Source organism: Paenibacillus ihuae, from assembly GCF_001368795.1.
Taxonomy (GTDB): domain Bacteria; phylum Bacillota; class Bacilli; order Paenibacillales; family Paenibacillaceae; genus Paenibacillus_AQ; species Paenibacillus_AQ ihuae.
Genome location: NZ_LN831198.1, coordinates 2,957,022 through 2,975,720, shown reverse-complemented (window position 1 = coordinate 2,975,720; position 18,699 = coordinate 2,957,022). Strand labels below are relative to the sequence as shown.

16 protein-coding genes and 1 pseudogene are annotated in these 18,699 nt (G+C 50.0%); 15 read left to right on the top strand and 2 right to left on the bottom strand.

Features of this window, described 5'->3' with window-relative positions; translation table 11 throughout:
* The first annotated feature begins 25 nt into the window (after window positions 1–25).
* The 3 genes from rhaD to AQR02_RS13515 all read left to right on the top strand — a co-directional run bounded on the left by rhaD (window position 26) and on the right by AQR02_RS13515 (window position 3,488).
* Entirely contained in the window at window positions 26–871 is an 846-nt protein-coding gene (gene rhaD / locus AQR02_RS13525; RefSeq protein WP_054940946.1) for a rhamnulose-1-phosphate aldolase, read from the top strand.
* 182 nt (window positions 872–1,053) lie between these two features.
* Entirely contained in the window at window positions 1,054–2,148 is a 1,095-nt protein-coding gene (locus tag AQR02_RS13520; RefSeq protein ID WP_054940945.1) for an NADH:flavin oxidoreductase, read from the top strand.
* Between the two features lie 149 nt (window positions 2,149–2,297).
* A complete protein-coding gene (locus AQR02_RS13515; protein WP_054940944.1) occupies window positions 2,298–3,488 on the top strand; it encodes a beta-ketoacyl synthase N-terminal-like domain-containing protein in 1,191 nt (396 codons plus the stop codon).
* A 16-nt stretch (window positions 3,489–3,504) separates the two neighbouring features.
* Here AQR02_RS13515 and AQR02_RS13510 read toward each other — a convergent pair whose 3' ends face one another.
* A complete protein-coding gene (locus AQR02_RS13510; protein ID WP_054940943.1) occupies window positions 3,505–5,097 on the bottom strand; it encodes an alpha/beta fold hydrolase in 1,593 nt (530 codons plus the stop codon).
* 452 nt (window positions 5,098–5,549) lie between these two features.
* Between AQR02_RS13510 and miaB the strand changes: the two genes are divergently transcribed.
* The 12 genes and pseudogenes from miaB (at window position 5,550) to AQR02_RS13450 (ending at window position 18,541) form a co-directional block, all read left to right on the top strand.
* Window positions 5,550–7,157, top strand: a complete 1,608-nt coding sequence (gene miaB / locus AQR02_RS13505; RefSeq protein WP_082451838.1) for a tRNA (N6-isopentenyl adenosine(37)-C2)-methylthiotransferase MiaB — start codon at window positions 5,550–5,552, stop codon at window positions 7,155–7,157.
* Window positions 7,158–7,182: 25 nt separating this feature from the next.
* On the top strand, window positions 7,183–7,635 hold the full coding sequence (locus AQR02_RS13500; protein WP_054940942.1) for a YlbF/YmcA family competence regulator: 453 nt from the start codon (window positions 7,183–7,185) through the stop codon (window positions 7,633–7,635).
* Between the two features lie 140 nt (window positions 7,636–7,775).
* Window positions 7,776–8,546, top strand: a complete 771-nt coding sequence (locus AQR02_RS13495; RefSeq protein ID WP_042177372.1) for an NUDIX domain-containing protein — start codon at window positions 7,776–7,778, stop codon at window positions 8,544–8,546.
* Between the two features lie 55 nt (window positions 8,547–8,601).
* On the top strand, window positions 8,602–9,144 hold the full coding sequence (locus tag AQR02_RS13490) for a cysteine hydrolase family protein (RefSeq protein ID WP_054940941.1): 543 nt from the start codon (window positions 8,602–8,604) through the stop codon (window positions 9,142–9,144).
* A gap of 22 nt (window positions 9,145–9,166) precedes the next feature.
* Complete coding sequence (locus tag AQR02_RS13485; protein WP_082451837.1) at window positions 9,167–10,618, top strand: nicotinate phosphoribosyltransferase; 1,452 nt, start codon at window positions 9,167–9,169, stop codon at window positions 10,616–10,618.
* Between the two features lie 151 nt (window positions 10,619–10,769).
* Window positions 10,770–11,189, top strand: a pseudogene (locus tag AQR02_RS13480) (glycosyl hydrolase family 8); the annotation flags it as partial.
* 598 nt (window positions 11,190–11,787) lie between these two features.
* Window positions 11,788–12,798, top strand: coding sequence for a 2-oxoacid:acceptor oxidoreductase family protein (locus tag AQR02_RS13475; RefSeq protein WP_054940940.1), 1,011 nt, complete (start codon window positions 11,788–11,790; stop codon window positions 12,796–12,798).
* Window positions 12,799–12,823: 25 nt separating this feature from the next.
* Window positions 12,824–15,130: a thiamine pyrophosphate-dependent enzyme gene (locus tag AQR02_RS13470; RefSeq protein ID WP_054940939.1), complete on the top strand. Its 2,307-nt coding sequence runs from the start codon at window positions 12,824–12,826 to the stop codon at window positions 15,128–15,130.
* Window positions 15,131–15,305: 175 nt separating this feature from the next.
* Window positions 15,306–16,334 carry an ROK family protein gene (locus AQR02_RS13465; RefSeq protein ID WP_054940938.1) on the top strand — a complete coding sequence of 343 codons (1,029 nt, stop codon included), beginning with the start codon at window positions 15,306–15,308 and terminating at the stop codon, window positions 16,332–16,334.
* Between the two features lie 13 nt (window positions 16,335–16,347).
* Window positions 16,348–17,538 carry an MFS transporter gene (locus tag AQR02_RS13460; RefSeq protein WP_054940937.1) on the top strand — a complete coding sequence of 397 codons (1,191 nt, stop codon included), beginning with the start codon at window positions 16,348–16,350 and terminating at the stop codon, window positions 17,536–17,538.
* Between the two features lie 57 nt (window positions 17,539–17,595).
* Complete coding sequence (locus tag AQR02_RS13455) at window positions 17,596–18,198, top strand: DUF1349 domain-containing protein (RefSeq protein WP_054940936.1); 603 nt, start codon at window positions 17,596–17,598, stop codon at window positions 18,196–18,198.
* Between the two features lie 124 nt (window positions 18,199–18,322).
* On the top strand, window positions 18,323–18,541 hold the full coding sequence (locus AQR02_RS13450) for a hypothetical protein (protein ID WP_054940935.1): 219 nt from the start codon (window positions 18,323–18,325) through the stop codon (window positions 18,539–18,541).
* Here the strand turns inward: AQR02_RS13450 and AQR02_RS34215 are convergent.
* Window positions 18,538–18,699, bottom strand: a 162-nt coding sequence (locus AQR02_RS34215; RefSeq protein ID WP_425340010.1) for a MogA/MoaB family molybdenum cofactor biosynthesis protein, incomplete at its 5' end; no start/stop codon positions are given. The genes AQR02_RS13450 and AQR02_RS34215 overlap by 4 nt on opposite strands.

The window sequence follows — 18,699 nt, the reverse complement described above, 5'->3', positions numbered from 1 at the left end:
TTGGCATCCAAAGGAGAGAAAACATATGAGCACATCTGTAATTGAAACTAAAGGTTACATCGCCGGCACCGAAGCTCCGTTTATCCAGGAAATGTCCGAAATCACCCATCACATGTGGTCCCTGGGCTGGGATGAGCTGAACGGGGGCAATATCAGCTATCTGCTGGACGAAGAGGAAGTTGCCAAGTATATCAATATCCGCGAGTCATTGCGTACGATTCAGCTTACCTTCCCGGTTACTGAGCTGGCCGGTAAATATTTTATCGTTACTGGCTCCGGTAAATATTTCCGCAATGTTATCAAAGACCCGGAAGCGAACCTCGGGGTGCTGCGTGTATCGGAGAGCGGTGAGAGTGTTGAGGTTCTATGGGGTCTGCGCAACGGTGCTGTACCGACAAGTGAGCTGGCTTCCCATTTCATGAGCCACATCGAACGTTTGAAGGTTGATCCGACGCACCGCATTGTGCTGCATACCCATGCAACCAATGTAATCGCCATGACGTTTACCCATGATCTGAATGAATTGAAATTTACCAAAACCCTCTGGGAAATGTGTACGGAATGCCTGGTTGTATTCCCTGACGGGATTGGCGTCATTCCTTGGATTGTTCCGGGAAGCAGTGAAATCGGCCGTGCCACTGCCGACAAGATGAAGGACTACCGCGTTGTTGTCTGGCCGCAGCACGGAATCTTCGTTACCGGTGCAACTATGGATGCTACCTTTGGCCTTGTAGAGACGATTGAAAAAGCGGCGATCGTCTACAATTTAATTGGCGGCAGAGAGAACAAACAGAAAATTACCGACCGTCAGCTGGCTGATCTGGCTGCTGCGTTCCGTGTAACTCCAAAAGCGGGCATCCTGGAATTGTAGAATTTTTCTTCAATATATAGCTTAAGAATAAGAACCGGACATCGGCAGGTCAACTGCGTTGTCCGGTTTTTTTAGTTATGAAAGTGCGTGGTAACTAGAGCTATCTCCAATTTGCTTTTGTTCCTGATAAGCGTCATAATATGCTTACTTAAAGTAATTATATTATTTAATGGAGGTAGGATATGAATACAGATTTATTGTTTACTCCCTTTCAGGCAGGCTCGCTATCGCTCAACAATAGAATTGTAATGGCCCCGATGACCCGCGTCTTTTCGCCGGATGGTGTACCGGGCAGTGATGTAGCCGCTTATTACCGCAGACGTGCGGAGGGCGGGGTAGGGCTGATCATTACCGAAGGCACGGCTATCAACCATCCCTCGGCAGTCAGTCATCAGAACATCCCGAATTTTCATGGAGAAGCTGCTCTTGCAGGCTGGGCGAATGTGGTGGCCGAAGTTCATGCAGCCGGCGGCAAAATCATTCCGCAGCTCTGGCATGTCGGCATGGCACGCACCATTGGGGAGCTCCCGAACGCTGAGGCGTTGCCAATTGGCCCATCCGGACTGAACCTGGCCGGTGAGCAGGTGAGCGAGCCGATGACACAGCAGGAAATCGACGGGATTGTTGCTGCATTTGCCCAGGCTGCTGCGGATGCCAAAAGGATTGGCTTCGACGGAATTGAGCTGCATGGTGCCCATGGTTATCTAATCGACCAGTTCTTCTGGGAGAAAACCAATAAGCGCACCGATGAATACGGCGGTGATCTGGAAGCCCGGACGACCTTTGCCGTCGAGGTCATTGACGCCTGCCGCCGTGCGGTCGGCCCCGATTTCCCAATCGTGCTGCGCTTCTCGCAGTGGAAGAGCGGAGATTATTCTGCCAAGCTGGCCCGGACACCGGAAGAGCTGGCCCGGTTCCTTACACCGCTTAGCAACGCCGGTGTTGATATTTTCCACTGCTCCACCCGCCGTTTCTGGCTGCCGGAATTTGAAGGCTCAGAGCTGAATCTGGCCGGCTGGACCAAGAAAATTACCGGCAAGCCTACGATTACCGTAGGGTCTGTAGGATTGAACAGTGAATTTACGGGCGGCGTGACAGAACAGAATGAGGAAGACAACATTGACCGTCTGCTGGAAAGACTGGAAAAGGCTGAATTTGATCTGGTTGCTGTAGGCCGGGCGCTGATCAGCGATCCTGCATGGCCGGCCAAAGTACAGAGCGGACGGACGGATGAGATTATTCCGTTTACTTCAGAGGCGACCCGGACGTTGAGCTAAGTTCAATTTCAGCTAAAGATTATAACTATACTATCTACTTAGTGGGCTTCCACCAGGTGGTGAGTTTTGGCAAGCAGAATCCAAAACACACATGCGGGGGAAGCCTCTTTGTGTCATCTTAATAATTTTGATGAAAAGGATGATAAGGGATGAGCAAGCGTATAGTGATTACCGGTTTCGGAGTGAAGGTTCCGAATGGCGAGAATAACAAAGAATTGCTTCAGCATCTGATCAGCGGCGAGTATAAGTTTTCTATTAGGAACGAGATTACCCCAAATCGGGAGGATTTACTGATCGGTGAGGTTGTACAGGGACTAGGAGAACTGGAGGACAAGCACTACAGGGCATTACCCAGGATCGCCAAATTGGCCATCTGTACAATCTCGGAAGCCCTTGAGATGGCACATCTGGACTTGGGGGATAGCGGGACTTCAACTGGTATATTTATGGGAACAACAATGGGAGGAACCACTCCACTGGAAGAAATGGTTCGGATTTCATCGGCAGATAAATTCAGAGAAATGCCGGTCTATTGCTGCGGACTGGTGCATTATCATAGTCTCGCGGCTTCAGTCTCCAGCTTTTTTCATTTGAAGGGGATAACCAAAACGGTGACCACGGGCTGCACCGCCGGTGTGGAGGCTGTGGAGGATGCAATGATGTACTTGCAGAACGGCAAGATCAATAGCGCCATAGTCGGTGCGGCGGACAGCAGCAATAACAAAGTAACCGTATTCGGATTCGGCAAGATCAGAGCACTGCCGTTTAACCAGCAGGCAGAATATGCAGGCTCCCCCTTCAGCAAAAGAAGCAAAGGCTTCTTATTATCGGAAGGAGCGGCAAGCCTGATTTTGGAGACGGAAGAACATGCCTTGGCCCGTAAGGCAGCTATTTACGGATATATAGATGCAGTAGTAACCAACAATGACGCTGAATCCATCAATGGGCATGACAGGACAGGCAGCAGCATGAAGCAAGCTGTGAGCAGTGTGCTGGGGCAAAGAAGCCCGGACTATTATAACAGCCAGGCGATGGGGTATGACGCCAACGACAGCATCGAAGACGTTGTCTCCCGGGATCTCTTTGGACACGGTGTTCCCTTAACCTCAGTCAAAGGACTGATCGGCCATCCATTCAGCGCAAGCGGACTGGCGCAGATCATTGCTTCGCTGCTCGGATTTCAGCATCAGTTTGTTCCCCGTACCATCCGGACCGATCAATGGGGGTTTGAGCATCTGCCGCTGATTACGGAGACTCTGCTGAAGCCCTCCGCAGAAGTGCTGATCACTTCTCATGGTTACGGGGGTAATAATGCCGCTGTGTATTTGACCAAGAGTTAAGGGCGTTAGCAACGCTTTACATCGGGGTCTGCCCTTTTTCAGGCTGCAGCTTCTCCACTTTCGAGCGCCATTTTCTGGCTTCATGCTTCTGATTGTTCTGCTCACAGAGATGGGCGATCCGCTCGTAGGCATCATATTCTTCCGGATTGAATAATAATACATATTTTAGGCAGGCGATGGCGCCGGTGTAATTGCCCTGGCCCGCCAACCTGTCTGCTTGATAATACACCAGTGTAGTCAGCTGGATTTCCAGGCGCATTCTAAAATTCAAGTTCCATTCCTGGTTCAGGTTGCGGAACATATCTTCATGGATATGCTGGAAAATTTCCTGAATCCACTTGTCCTTCTGTTCCGGGTTTGTTTCCTCAAGCGCTTGTTTAGTCCGGTCCAGCAGAGTCAGCAAATCACAATATACATTTACCGGAGCCTGCAGCGAGATTTGCTGGTTGCTGCTGTAGATGAGCTTTGTCTCGTCATTATTCAGCAGCTGCTTCAGATGATTCAGGCAGACCCGCAGCTGATTCCGGGCTTTGACCGTCTCCATATCCTTCCACAGGTCCTCACACAGCTGGTCCCTCGTTACGGTAGGATTCAGCAGCAGATAGATGAGCAGCTCCTTGGCGCTTCTTCTTCCCCAGCCGCTGAGGATCTCTGAATCATCCACAAACACTTGAAATGGCTTCAGCAGGACCACCTTTAAGCGGGAGGCAATGACCTGCTGTTCCTGGTCAGTGTCTACCATTCCCAAGAAATCCGCATGCAAATCCATTAATAAAGGGTCCAGGGGTGCCCGGTGGCTCCATTCACTGGCGAAGAACATTTTGATCTGCTTGTAGGTTTCCTCAGGCTGGTCATAAAACACCATATTAGACGAATTATAGATCGTCATAAAACGGCAATTGGGATTGGCTGAAGCAATCAGGCTGGACAGGTATGGCGGATACATGGGGTCACGCTCTCCGGTCAACAGCAGGGTAGGGCCTGTGTGCTGTTTGAACATTTCCATAATTTCACTGTGCGCTCCGGCAAAGAAATCCAGCAGTTCAACATAGACATCAAAGGTTACTCTGGAGAAGGCTTCATACAGCTTGTCAATCTCCGGGCTGCCCTGCCGGAAAAGGGTTACGTTCGGAATAACGTGGTCGGCTAAGGTACGCATGGACTGATGCTTCATTAGATCTTTTCGGTAATCCGCATATTTATAGGCAGTATTGGTTGAATTAAAGAGCGGCAGGGATAACAACACATTGCTGCGTACCTTCCCGGGATAAGCTTTACTGAAATAAAGCCCGATAATGCACCCCGCTCCATGGGAGAGAATATGGAACTGGTCAATCTCCTGATGCTGCACAAGCGCATGAAGATGTTCGGTATAGAGTGAGGCCAGCTTAGCTGGATCAATTTCTCCCGTCCCGCTTAACCCGTGTCCTCTGAAGTCATATCTGAGAATATGATAATCTTCCTTCAAATAAGGGATTATCCGGTCCCAGCATCTGAGGTCAAACCCCATCCCGTGAATAAGCACAAGTGTCTCGGTTTCGGGGCTTGGCTGCATGGCTTGAGCATATTCGTAATTAAGTGTTAAACCATTTTCCAAAATATACTCCATCTTTGTACTCCTCTGCACGGCTGCATAGTCTATCTATGGTTATTATAGCGAAAAAAAGTTGTTATTTTATCATAATATGCTGAATATTGTAGAAAAGTGTAACGTAAATGTAACGCTGTACTGTTAAACTTGGGCTAAGGTACTTTATGGGGGGTTGATTTCAGGAAATGAGGATGTATTTTATCTGTGTCAAAAATTCCAAACTGGATCTAGTCTATATGCGTATGTACTTCCGCCGCTGATAGATAAACCTGATTAATTCTAATGATAGCCTCCTTACGGATTCCGGTAGGGAGGTTTATTTGTATGCGGGTTCATTCCCGGCGGGAAGTGGGGGCTCATCTAGACGGCAGATGGATTAGGCTCCATTATTTATGCTATAATTTTTAATTAGCAAGATTATTTTGTTGTGATTTTATTGATCATGCTTCATTCATAAAGGACGTGAACATATGACAATGGGGAATAACCTACCTGCCTTAAAATCCGGCAAGAGCGGTTCGAAGGATTACTCAAAATATTTTGATTTTTCTGATGCCAAAGTCATCAGTGAAGAAGAAGGCAAGACCACTTATAGAATCAAAGGCCGGACGGTGCAGATCAATTCCAATCCCGACTATAAAGAAGGCAAGCGCAGAGGGAAGCAGGAGATTGAAGTCATCCATTTTGATGATGCGGAAACGACACAGATTATGGAGCAGTTCCGTGAACTGAACAGCCATAAACAGCATTATTACTCTATTGCCACTTACGGCTGCCAGATGAATGAGCATGACACCGAGACGATGAAGGGTATGCTGGAGCAAATGGGCTATCTGCCGGTGGAAGACCGGAATGATGCGGATATTATTCTGCTGAATACCTGTGCCATCCGCGAGAATGCAGAAGACAAAGTATTCGGTGAGCTGGGCCATCTCAAAACGCTGAAGCTGGAGAAGCCGGGCCTGCTGCTGGGTGTCTGCGGATGTATGTCGCAGGAGGAAGGTGTGGTTAACCGGATCATGGCCAAACACGGCTTCGTGGATATGATCTTCGGTACGCATAATATTCACCGGCTGCCGCAGATTATCAAGGAATCCCTGTTCAGCAAGGAGCTTGTGGTAGAGGTCTGGTCCAAGGAAGGCGACATCATTGAGAATCTTCCGAAAAAGCGGGAGGGCATGCGCGCCTGGGTTAATATTATGTACGGCTGCGATAAGTTCTGTACGTATTGCATCGTGCCGTTTACCCGAGGCAAGGAGCGCAGCCGCCGGCCGGAGGATGTAATTGCCGAAGTGCGGGAGCTGGCCCGTCTGGGCTTCAAGGAAGTAACCCTGCTAGGGCAAAATGTGAACGCATACGGCAAGGATTTTATAGACATAGACTATACATTCGGGGATCTGATGGATGACATGCGGCTGATTAATATTCCGCGTATCCGCTTCATGACCTCCCATCCCCGTGATTTTGACGATAGATTGATTGAAGTGCTAGGCAAAGGTGGCAATCTGACAGAGCATATTCATCTGCCGGTGCAGTCGGGAAGTACGGCGGTACTTAAGAAGATGAGCCGTAAATATACCAGGGAAGCTTATCTGGAGCTGGTCCGCAAGATCAAAGCAAGTGTGCCGAGTGCGGTGCTGACGACCGATATTATCGTAGGCTTCCCGGGTGAAACCGAGGAACAATTTGAAGAGACCCTGTCGCTAGTCCGCGAAGTAGGTTATGATATGGCGTATACCTTCATTTATTCTCCCCGTGAGGGAACACCGGCAGCCGCGATGGAGGATAATGTTCCGCAGGAGGTTAAGAACGGGCGCCTGAAGCGCCTGAATGACCTGATTAAAGAACTGAGCCGTGTCAGTAACGACCGGATGCTGGGTGAGCTGGTAGAGGTGCTGGTAGAAGGTGAGAGCAAGAATAACTCAAGCGTGCTCTCCGGGCGCTCCAGAGCTAACAAGCTGGTTCATTTTGAAGGTCCGCGGGAGCTGATCGGCAGCTTTGTACAGGTTAGAATTACAGATACCAAAACTTGGTACATTAAAGGGGACTATGTGGCGGAAGCCGCAGCGGTTCTCTAAATTATAGTGAAATGAGGCGATGTTAATGAGCCAGGAAAACCCGAGTGTCAATAAATATGGCATGCAAAGCTTCAACACCCGTGATCTGATTGTGCGTGAGGATATTATGGGCAAAGCGAAGGAACTCGCTTCACTGATTTCGACAAGTGAAGAAGTGCGGCATTTCCAGCAGGCCGAGCTCAAAATCCAGAATCACGAACGGGTCCAGGGGCTGATTGCCACAATCAAGAAGAAGCAGAAGGAGATTGTCGCCTTTGAGAGCTTCGGCAATAAGGATATGGTAGCGAAGATTGAGCAGGAAATCGAAGTCCTGCAGGATGAAATCGACGGGATTCCGGTCGTGAATGAGTTCCAGCAGAGCCAGAGCGATATTAATTACCTGCTGCAGCTGGTTATTTCCGTAATCCGGGACACCGTGTCAGAGAAAATCAATGTGGAAGCCGGAACAGAAGCGCCGCCGTCCACATGCGGAGATTAAACCATTTTCGGAGGGGCGGATGCAGATCCGTCCCTTTATTCAAATATAAATGCGGCAGATTTGTTGATTTTAGAAGTTCAGGTTTGGTACATTAAAAGATACGAACAGCAAACAAAAGCTGCGGCAAAGGATGATCTAAAGTGAGCGAGAACGTGGAACAAACCTATAACGCCAAAAAGTACCGCACCCCGGACGGAGTTCCGGCCGACATTGTGATGTTCACTTTGACCAAGCGGGAACGGAAGACAGTCACCAAAACACTTCCCCTGCGCGAACTAAAGGTAATGCTGATCCGGCGGAAGAAATGGCCATGTGCCGGGATGTGGGCCTTACCGGGCGGTTTCTGCCAGGAGGATGAATCTATATATGATGCGGCAACACGTGAACTGAAAGAAGAAACTGGTGTCGACGGCGGGCACTTGGAATACCTTGGCGTGTATAGTACGCCTGGCCGTGATCCGCGCGGGTGGATTATCAGCCATGCTTTTTTTGCGCTGGTGGAGGAATGGATGCTGGAGCAGAGACAAGCCTCTGATGACGCGGGCGAGGTCGGACTGTTTACGCTTCAGGAAGCCCTGGAGGAGCTGGAGCTGGCTTTTGACCATCATGACATCATCACTGATGCCTACCTGCGGATTCAGCAGCAGATGCTGCAGACCACGATTGCCCGGCAGTTTCTGCCCCGGCACTTCACATTAAGCGAGCTGTACCAGGTAATTCAAACGGTAGTGCCGGAATTCAAAGAGCCGAACTTCATCCGCAAAATTACTTCAACACGCAGCCGTCAGGGTATATTAAAGGAAGTACGGGACGAAGCCGGCAATCCGGTCAGCTCCAACCAGTACTCCCAGCGACCTGCACAGCTCTATATGTTCACAGACCATGAGCCGTTATTGTCTATCTATACGTAGGAAGATGTCTGGTAACCGGATAACCCTTTAACCCAGCCTTAAGGAGGCCAGTATAATGAAGGCATTGATCGTGATAGATTTCACCAATGATTTTATTGACGGCAGTCTGCCTGTCGGGCAGCCGGGGATTGATATTGCGCCAAGAGTAAGCGAACTGACCAGGAAGTTTGCCGAGAACGGCGATTACGTGGTAATGGCTGTAGATTTGCATGAAGCGGATGATCCGTATCATCCGGAGAGCAAGCTGTTTCCGCCGCATAATCTGCGGGACAGCCGCGGCAGGGAATTGTACGGCACTTTGAAGGATGTATATGAGGCCAGCCGGTCTTCGATCTATTGGATGGACAAAACGCGCTACAGCGCCTTTAGCGGGACGGATCTGGAGCTGAAGCTGCGCGAACGCGGAATTACGGAGCTGCATCTGATCGGCGTCTGCACCGATATCTGTGTGCTGCATACTGCAGTTGATGCATACAACAAAGGGTTTGATCTCATCATACACGAAGACGCTGTGGCCAGTTTTAACCCGGACGGACATCTTTGGGCAATAGGGCATTTCCAGGGGAGTCTTGGAGCGAAGGTCGTTACCGCATACTAGAGAGAATTTAGGAGATGAGGATTTGAGGAGAGAGCTTGCTCTACATACCGATAAATATCAGATCAATATGATGTATGCCCACTGGGTGAACGGAACCCATAAACGCAAAGCGGTGTTTGAAGCCTACTTCCGCAAGCTGCCTTTCGGGAACGGGTTTGCCGTATTTGCGGGTCTGGAGCGCATTGCCCAGTACATCAGTGACCTGCGCTTTACCGAAGATGATGTCCGCTATTTGTCCGAGCAGGAAGAGAATTATGCACCTGCCTTTCTGGAGGAGCTGCTGCAGTTTCATTTTCAGGGGACGATCCATTCCATGAAGGAAGGAGCACTCGTCTTTCCGGATGAGCCGCTAGTACGGGTTGAAGGCACAATTATGGAGGCCCAGCTTGTCGAAACGGCGATTCTGAACTTCATGAACTATCAGACGCTGATTGCTACCAAGGCTTCACGGATCAAGCAGGTGGCCCCCGGGGATATCCTGCTGGAATTCGGAACCCGCAGAGCGCAGGAGGCGGATGCGGCGGTATGGGGCGCACGTGCGGCTTATATCGGCGGCTTCCATGCCACTTCTAATATGCTGGCCGGAAGAATGTTCGGCATCCCGACTAAAGGTACACATGCACACTCCTGGGTACAGAGCTTCGCAAGTGAACAGGAAGCCTTCGATGCCTATGCTAAGGTAATGCCGGACGGCGTTACCCTGCTGGTGGACACCTTCGATACACTGCGCAGCGGTGTGCCGCATGCCATCAACACTGCCAAGAAGCTGGAAGCACAGGGTAAGCGGATGAACGGTATCCGCCTCGACAGCGGAGACTTGGCCTATCTGTCTATCCAGGCTCGCAAGATGCTGGATGAGGCCGGCCTGGACTATGTTAAGATTGTCGCCTCCAATGATCTGGATGAGAATACAATTATGGACCTCAAGCTGCAGGGTGCAGCCATCGATACATGGGGGGTGGGAACACAGCTTATCACCGCTTCCGACCAGCCTTCGCTTGGCGGCGTGCACAAGCTGGTTGAGATTGAGTCCCCTACAGGTGAAATGATCCCGACGATCAAAATCTCCTCCAACCCTGAGAAGGTCTCGACCCCCGGCAAAAAAGAAGTGTTCCGCATTGTTGGAACCAACGGAAAGGCGATGGCGGATTATATCAGCTTCCCGGAAGAGGCGGCTCCGCGCAACGGTGCCCGGATTAAGCTGTTCAATCCGCTGCATCCGTATCTGCGTAAGAATGTCGACAAGTATCAGGCACTGCCGATGCTGGAGCCGATATTTGTGAACGGGTTCCAGGTGTACAAACTGCCTGCACTGGATGAAATCCGCAGCTATCATCAGGAACAGCTCGATTTGTTCTGGCCGGAGTACCTGCGCAAGCTGAATCCTGAGGTGTATCGTGTGAATCTCAGTGAAAAGGTATGGACGCGCAAGCAGGAACTGATCACAGAGCATATGCAGCAGGATATAGAGTAGAAGATTTGGTGTTCAGAGGCCAAGTAAGAGGCTGTCCTTCAGCAATTAAGACATGCGGTGAAGGGCAGCTTCTTTATGCAATACTTTGGATGTTTTATATATTGACAGGAATAAAATGCAAGACTATATTTAGCAGACCAAGTGGAATGAATGGAAAGCTGCTTACCTGAAACCAGCAGGTAACGGGAAATACTATGTTAAATATAACTCAGATGGGGAAACCGTGTCCGAAGCCCATGGTTATGGCCTGCTTTTTACAGTACTGATGGCCGGGTATGACACCAATGCACAGACGTATTTTAACGGTCTATATAATTATTACACTGCCCATCCCAGCTCCATCAATCCCTATCTGATGTCCTGGAAGCAGAACAGCAGCTTTCAGAATATCGAGGGGGAGGATTCCGCCACAGACGGGGACATGGATATTGCTTTTGCGCTTCTGCTTGCGCACCGGCAATGGGGCAGTGCAGGCGCGGTCAATTATCTGCAGGCTGAGAACAATATCATTGGAGCTATCATGGACAATGAGATCAATCAGACGCAGTGGACGATCCGTCAGGGCGACTAGGCCAACAGCGGCTCCTACAACACGGCAACACGGCCCTCGGACTTCATGCTGGAATACCTGAAGGCATTCAAGACGGCAACCGGTGATGTGCGCTGGACCAGTGTAGCCGATAAGACGAGAACAGCATTAAGCTGTTTTCAATGATCGTGATGTCCGGCAACTGGTGGACATATTAGAAGCAGAAAGACTCACTTCATCAGCCCATCTCCGGATGGGCTTTTTATTTTTCACGTAAGAATCAGCCGGAGCAGTGGACCGTTACTGTGATATTCATCATGATTAATGTGATAAATTTAACATCTTAATTTTTAATTTTATTGCTAAATTAAGGTTGGTCTTGTATTCAAGAAACCCTTGGGAATTGACGTATTACACACAATTTTCACATTTTGCTATTTCTATGGCAGATTACTTACTCTCTAAGTAACGTCACACTGTCGCGTATAAAGAAACCAATCGAAATCCATAAATAATTGTGATTCCCCAGGCGTGGAAAATGCAAGATTTATCACATTCGCAACAGTTATTATCACGTTACAATCAATAAAAAAGTCAAAAGGATGTTATTATTCTTGACACTCAGAAAGGGGTTATGTCGGTGGTACAATTACCAAAAGTTAATGATCTCGGATTTTTTGAGATCCGGCTGGAGTCCATTGGAGGACTCGGCGCTAACCTGGCAGGCAAGATGCTCGCGGAAGCGGGAGTCGTCGGAGCCGGATTGAACGGCGTCAGCTTCTCATCTTACGGATCGGAGAAAAAAGGCTCTCCTGTAAAGGCCCACATCCGGTTCTGTGATTTGAATACGCATATCCGTGATACTTCGCCGGTAGAACGTCCCCATGTGATCGGTGTATTCCACGAAGCGCTTGCTAAGACCGTCAATGTGACCAGCGGAATCAATGAAGACAGTACTGTTCTTGTGAACTCGGCCAAGACGCCGGAAGAACTCAAAGAGCTGCTGAAAATGAAGGCTGGTACAATTGCCGTGATCGACGCGACAAGCATTGCACTGAAAGAGAAGAACCGTGTAAACATGGCGATGCTGGGCGCGCTGTTCCGGCTCTGCCCGTTCCTCGATACCGAAACAATGAAAGGTGTTATCGAGAAGTCGCTCGGCAAAAAATATCCGCAGGCCGTGCAATCAGCGATTACGACCTTCGACCGCGGCTATAATGAAGTGAAGTTTATGCACTTCGAGCTTGTGCCAGGAGACAGCATGCCTGAATATGTACGTTCCGACATTTCGGCGCTTGGTTATGAAACCCAGCCGATGGGCGGTACGATTATCAATCCGGGCAGCAGCTTCCTGAAGAACCTGAGCATTTCCCGTTCCGGCATGATTCCGGCTTATGAGAACGAGTCCTGCATCAACTGTGCACAGTGTGATACCGTCTGTCCGGACCAGTGTTTTGTCTGGGAAGAACGGATTGACCGTAAGGGACGTTCACAAATGTTCCTGCTGGGTATCGATTATCAATATTGCAAAGGCTGCCTGAAATGCGTTGGCGCCTGCCCGACCTCGGCACTGTCCAGTATCCGTGAGAAGGAAGGCTATGCTGACAGCCACACTGTGCATCACACATTTGATCTGGTCACGCAATTATAATCTGGTAAGAAAGGCGGAATGAACAATGGCTATTGATTATGAAAAAGAAGTAGGCTCTGCCAAAGTAGAGCAGAAATTCCTATATGAATCAGGTAATGAGATGGCAGCCTACGCTGCGCATCAGATTAACTATCATGTCATGGGGTATTTCCCGATCTCGCCATCGACGGAGGTTGCCCAGTTCCTCGATACGATGAAAGCCAGCGGACAGCATGATATTATGCTCGTGCCATCCGACGGTGAGCACAGCTCAGCAGGGATTTGTTATGGCGCCTCTACTGCAGGCGGACGCGTATTTAACGCAACGAGCGCGCAAGGATACATGTTCATGCTTGAACAGCTGCCTGTACAAGCCGGTACACGTATGCCTATGGTCATGAACCTGATCTGCCGCTCGATTTCGGGACCGCTGAACATTCACGGTGACCACTCCGACTTGTATTTTGCACTCAATACCGGCTGGCCGATTCTGATGTGTCGTGATCCTCAGTCGGTCTACGACATGAATCTGATGGCACTGAAGCTGGCAGAACATGCGAAAGTCCGTCTTCCGGTTATGGTAGCTTCCGACGGCTACTTTACATCCCACCAGAAGCGCCGTGTGCAGGCTTTTGCCCACCGCGAGGATGTTCACAAGTTCGTAGGCGAACAGCCGCCGGTAGGCTTCACAGATACGCTTGACCGTAATAACCCGGTTACCGTCGGTCCTTATATGAATGAACCGGATTATATCAACAACCGTTATCAGCAGTCGGTGGCAATGTACAATGCCGGAGAAGTATTCGAAGAAATCGCCCAGGAATTCGCTGAGCTGACCGGACGCCATTATCCTATGATTGAGCAGTACCGGATGGAGGATGCCGATGTGGCCGTCTTCCTGATGAACTCTGCGTCCGAGATCATTAAGGATGTTGTGGATCAGCTTCGTCTGCAGGGGATCAAAGCCGGGGCTATCTCACCGAATATGATCCGCCCGTTCCCGCAGAAGCAGATTGCTGAAGCATTGAAGAATGTTAAAGCCATCACTGTAGGTGACCGCGCGGATTCTGTCGGCGGACACGGCGGCAACATGGTGAATGAGATTAAGGCTGCACTGTTCACTTACGGCAATACAACCACTAAGGTGATCAGCCGGATTTACGGGCTGGGCGGCAAGGATTTCTACGCTGAGGACGGTCATCACTTCTTCCAGCTGGCTATGGATGCTGCCGTAGCTGACCGTGTTGAAGTGCCGTTTGATTATTACGGACACAATCCTGGCGAACCTGACAAAGCACCGCAGCGCCTGCTGAAGCCGATGAATTTCGACTTGCTGAAGACAGGGCTGATTACGGTCACTAAGAATGAAGAAACTGGCAAGCTGGCCGTGAAGGTTCCTCCGGTCCGCAGCTTGATGAAGAAACCGAGACGGCTGTCTCCGGGCCACGGCGCTTGTCCGGGCTGCGGGATTTTCTCTGGTCTTGAATTATTCTTCAAGGGAATTGAAGGAGATATCGTTGCGCTCTACCATACAGGCTGCGCAATGGTAACCACTACCGGTTATCCTTATTCATCGCATAAATCGACGTTTATCCATAACCTCTTCCAGAATGGTGCAGCTACGCTGTCCGGTGTGGTCGAAATGTTCTGGGAACGCAAACGCCGGGGTGAGCTGGATGGACTGGGCCTGAAAGATGACTTTACCTTCGTTATGGTAACTGGTGACGGCGGTATGGACATCGGGATGGGGCCGGCTATCGGCGCAGCACTGCGCGGCCACAAAATGATTATCGTAGAGTACGATAATGAAGGTTATATGAACACAGGTGCACAGCAGTCGTATTCGACACCACTAGGTCATCGTACTTCTACTTCAAGCATCGGCAAGACCCAACAGGGTAAGTTGACCCAGCATAAGGATACTGCGCAGATCATGGCGGCTACCAATATTCCTTATGTGTTCACCGGCTGCGAAGCTTATCCGCAGGATCTGCTGAAGAAGGCTGCAAAAGCCCAGTGGTATGCGCAGAATGAAGGCCTGGTCTACGGCAAAATTCTGATCGCCTGCCCGCTGAACTGGATGTCCGAGGACAAGGATGGCACGGATATTGTATCCTTGGCTGTTGAATCCTGTTTCTTCCCGCTGTATGAGGTGGAGCACGGCACAACGAACATTACGTATAATCCGGAAGACAAGGACAAACGTGTTGAAGTCTCCGCCTGGCTGAAGACAATGGGCAAAACACGCCATCTGCTGAAGCCGGAGAACGAACCGGCACTGCGTAGCTTCGAGAGTGAAGTTCAGCGCCGCTGGAGCCGCCTCAAAGCGAAACACGAGCATCCGGATTTGTAAGCTGCAAGCCATTTGGAGATCGCAATTCTATATGCAGAACTCAGCCCGGCAGATATCTGCCGGGCTTTTAAATTTATGATTTTGCTCAAATACACGAAAAATACTCGGAAGCATTGAAAACTGCCTATTTATTAAAAAACTTTTATAAAGTATTATATAAAGCGGGGTGAACAGGATGAAAAATATTGGCGGCAATGCGCTGGTCATTAGAGAAGTGAATATTAATCTTGTACGCAAAGCATTAAAAGAACAGGGGCAGGCGACAAAGCGGCAAATTGCTGAGAATACTGGCCTTAGTATTGTTACTGTGGGCACAGTCCTGCAATATTTGCTGGAGCAGCAGGAAGTAAGGGAGGGGGACTTGATTTCCTCCAGCGGAGGCAGGCCGGCTCAGCAATACATATATAACGACGAACATTCACTGTCCCTGATTCTATTTCCTTATGAAGAGGATAGCGGGATTCATATCCGCAGAACCGTCGTGACCCTGTCGGGCCGGCGCCTGCATGATGTAACTATACCGGTAACCCGGATTGATCTCAGCAGCTTTGAAACGCTGATTGATGAGGCTATGCTGCAGTACCCCGCCATACAGGCGATTGGCTTCGGTCTGCCGGGAGCGGAGATCGACGGGAAAATGCTGGTCTCAGACTATATCGATCTGCGCAACATTTCTGTAACAGAGCATTTCAGGAACCGTTACGGTAAGCCGGTTGTTCTGGAGAACGATGTTAATGCGGCAGTCATCGGGTACTGCAACAGATTGCAGGAAACCAGGGAATCTTCGGTAGTGTATATGTATTTTCCGGACCGTTTTGGACCCGGGGCAGGAATATACATCAATGGCAGACTGCATAAAGGAAAGCGGGGCTTCGCCGGTGAGGTAGCTAATATTCCGCTGGGTATTCCGTGGGGGGATCCCTCGCTGATTACCTCGTTCGAGCGGATTACCGAAGCAATTGCCAAACTGACAGCTGCGGTCAACAGTGTGCTGAATCCTGATCTTGTGGTGCTATACGGAAGCTTTTTAACGGATCATCATCTGCGCTCGGTAGTTGATCAGTGCAGCTTATTTTTACCGGGCAGTACCGTTCCGGACATCCGGCTAACCGAAGATTTTACAGCAGACTATTTACAGGGCATGATCGTGCAGACACTGCGGACATTGGAACCGGGCCTGCAATTAACCAAATCTGAAACGTAGGTGGGAAAACAAAATGGCAACATTCTTTCTAATCATCATTTATTTGGCTTTTATCAGCTTAGGACTGCCGGATTCGATGCTTGGCGCAGCCTGGCCGATTATGCGGCTGGATTACGGCGCACCTGTAGAAACTGCGGGGCTGCTGTCGATGGTGGTGGTTGGGGGAACGATTATTTCCAGTTTGGCCAGCAGCGCTGTGCTGCAGCGACTGGGCACGGGCAAGGTTACTTTTATCAGTGTCGCTGTAACAGCCCTTGCATTATTGGGATTCTCGTATTCCTCTTCAGTGATCTGGCTGGCTGTGCTGGCCTTGCCGCTGGGACTTGGCGCTGGTTCCATTGATACCGGTCTGAACAACTATGTGGCGACTCATTATAAAGCGCATCATATGAGCTGGCTGCACTGCTTCTGGGGAATCGGTGCCATGCTCGGTCCAATCCTTATGTCGGGCTATATCTCGAACGGAGACTCCTGGAGAAAAGGCTTTTTAACCGTCAGCCTGATTCAGTTTGTATTAGTGATCCTGCTGTTTGTGACCCTGCCTCTATGGAAAAGAACAGAGAATATCGGCCAGGAAGCGGCACAGTCTGGAGAGGCTGCCGAATCTGCTAGTACGGACCGTAATGTTTTGAAGATCAAAGGTGTAAAACTGGCGATGATCACCTTCCTGTTTTACTGCGGTGTGGAGGCTACACTTGGACTATGGGGCAGCAGCTTTCTGGTCAACGTCAAGGAGCTGTCTCCTGCAACTGCTGCCGGCTGGGTCTCACTTTATTACGGGGGCATCACTGCCGGGCGGCTGATTACCGGATTCATAACTTTTAAGTACAGTAACCATGTTTTGATCCGCGCAGGCCTGGTGATTTCACTGTTAGGTGCAGTGGTGCTGGCGTTGCCGCTTCCAGCGGTATTTTCGCTATTTGGCTTTATTCTGGTTGGTCTGGGGTCGGCACCGATTTTCCCTTGTATGCTGCATGAGACTCCAACCCGGTTCGGCAAAGAGAATTCCCAGAAAATCATGGGTTATCAGATGGCGCTGGCTTATACCGGCGGGGCCTTCCTGCCGCCACTGCTGGGGTGGATTGCTGCCCGGAGCACCTTCATGATTCTGCCGGGTGCCATGATCGGCTTTATTGTAGTGATGCTTATGAGCTCGGAGCAGATCAATACGCTGATGAAAAAGAAATTGCAGCATTTTAGATAAAAAAGGGTTAAACTGGAATCGATTTCTGATGAGTCTGATGCGAAGGGGTGCTGTAAGATGAAGAAGCCGGTGAATTGGCAGGATGGAGTATGGAGCAATCAGCCGAAATCCATAGTGGAGCAGGGCGGGAGCTTGGTTGTTGAAGCAGTAGAAGGCAGTGATTATTGGCAAAAAACAATGTATCAATTCCAGCACGACAACGGTCACGCGCTGCTTGCTGCCTGGGACGATCAGAGTGCGGTTGAAGTCAGTTTTGCAAGCGGAAGTCTTACAGCGTTGTATGATCAGGCGGGGATTATGCTGTGGCACAGCCCGACGGAATGGATTAAGGCTGGAATTGAGCTGAATGACGGGGTCCCGCATGTCGGAGCCGTTGTGACTGATGAATACTCGGACTGGTCCTTGTCCCCTGTTCCTGAATGGACAGGAGAGAACATCACCATCCGTGCTTCACGCTTAGAAGATGCTGTTATCCTTAGAGCCAGAACGGATATACATCCTTGGCGTACGATCCGTGTTGCCCGTTTTCCTTACAAGGCGGGTGTACAGGCCGGGCCGCTTCTCTGTGCTCCGACAAGGGCTGGGTTCACAGTTGAATTCACACGCTGGGCGACTACCCTGCCAGATATGGATGTTCATGAAGAACCGCCAAGAGATTAGCTCTCTTAACAAGTGAGGCTGTCTGCCGGAAGTTAAGCAAAGCCAGCGGCTGCATATGATAGCTATTACTCAGCCATCCTAGTATAAGAGGAATAAAACTTTCCTGGCTGAGAGGTGGATATTCATGAGAAATCAACGGCTACTATTGCTCATTATTGCATTAACTGCTGGAATCTTATTTATAGGCAGCGGCCAGCATGATCAGATCATAGAAGTGCATAGGCTCTCTTCCAGCAGCCACGCCGCTCTGCTCCATACCTCCATGAAAAAGGAGAAGGGCAAATACACCAGGCAAGCGAAAGAGCTGTTTGGCGGACTGCTGGAACACCTGGGGAGCCATTAACCCTGTTTATTAATCTCGCGCATGACATGGCGCAGCTCAGGAAGGATCAGCCGGCTCATGGCCAGCTTGACCGCTCCGGTGGAGCCGGGCATCGAGAAAATAGCTGTGCTGCCGACAGTGCCGGCAATGGCCCGGCTTAGAATGGCGGCAGAGCCGAT

Bases quoted from the DNA above. Each gene is read 5' to 3' on its own strand.
- rhaD (WP_054940946.1), top strand. From the start codon at position 26: ATGAGCACATCTGTAATTGAAACTAAAGGTTACATCGCCGGCACCGAA.
- AQR02_RS13520 (WP_054940945.1), top strand. From the start codon at position 1,054: ATGAATACAGATTTATTGTTTACTCCCTTTCAGGCAGGCTCGCTATCG.
- AQR02_RS13515 (WP_054940944.1), top strand. From the start codon at position 2,298: ATGAGCAAGCGTATAGTGATTACCGGTTTCGGAGTGAAGGTTCCGAAT.
- AQR02_RS13510 (WP_054940943.1), bottom strand. From the start codon at position 5,097: ATGGAGTATATTTTGGAAAATGGTTTAACACTTAATTACGAATATGCT.
- miaB (WP_082451838.1), top strand. From the start codon at position 5,550: ATGACAATGGGGAATAACCTACCTGCCTTAAAATCCGGCAAGAGCGGT.
- AQR02_RS13500 (WP_054940942.1), top strand. From the start codon at position 7,183: ATGAGCCAGGAAAACCCGAGTGTCAATAAATATGGCATGCAAAGCTTC.
- AQR02_RS13490 (WP_054940941.1), top strand. From the start codon at position 8,602: ATGAAGGCATTGATCGTGATAGATTTCACCAATGATTTTATTGACGGC.
- AQR02_RS13470 (WP_054940939.1), top strand. From the start codon at position 12,824: ATGGCTATTGATTATGAAAAAGAAGTAGGCTCTGCCAAAGTAGAGCAG.
- AQR02_RS13465 (WP_054940938.1), top strand. From the start codon at position 15,306: ATGAAAAATATTGGCGGCAATGCGCTGGTCATTAGAGAAGTGAATATT.
- AQR02_RS13460 (WP_054940937.1), top strand. From the start codon at position 16,348: ATGGCAACATTCTTTCTAATCATCATTTATTTGGCTTTTATCAGCTTA.
- AQR02_RS13455 (WP_054940936.1), top strand. From the start codon at position 17,596: ATGAAGAAGCCGGTGAATTGGCAGGATGGAGTATGGAGCAATCAGCCG.
- AQR02_RS13450 (WP_054940935.1), top strand. From the start codon at position 18,323: ATGAGAAATCAACGGCTACTATTGCTCATTATTGCATTAACTGCTGGA.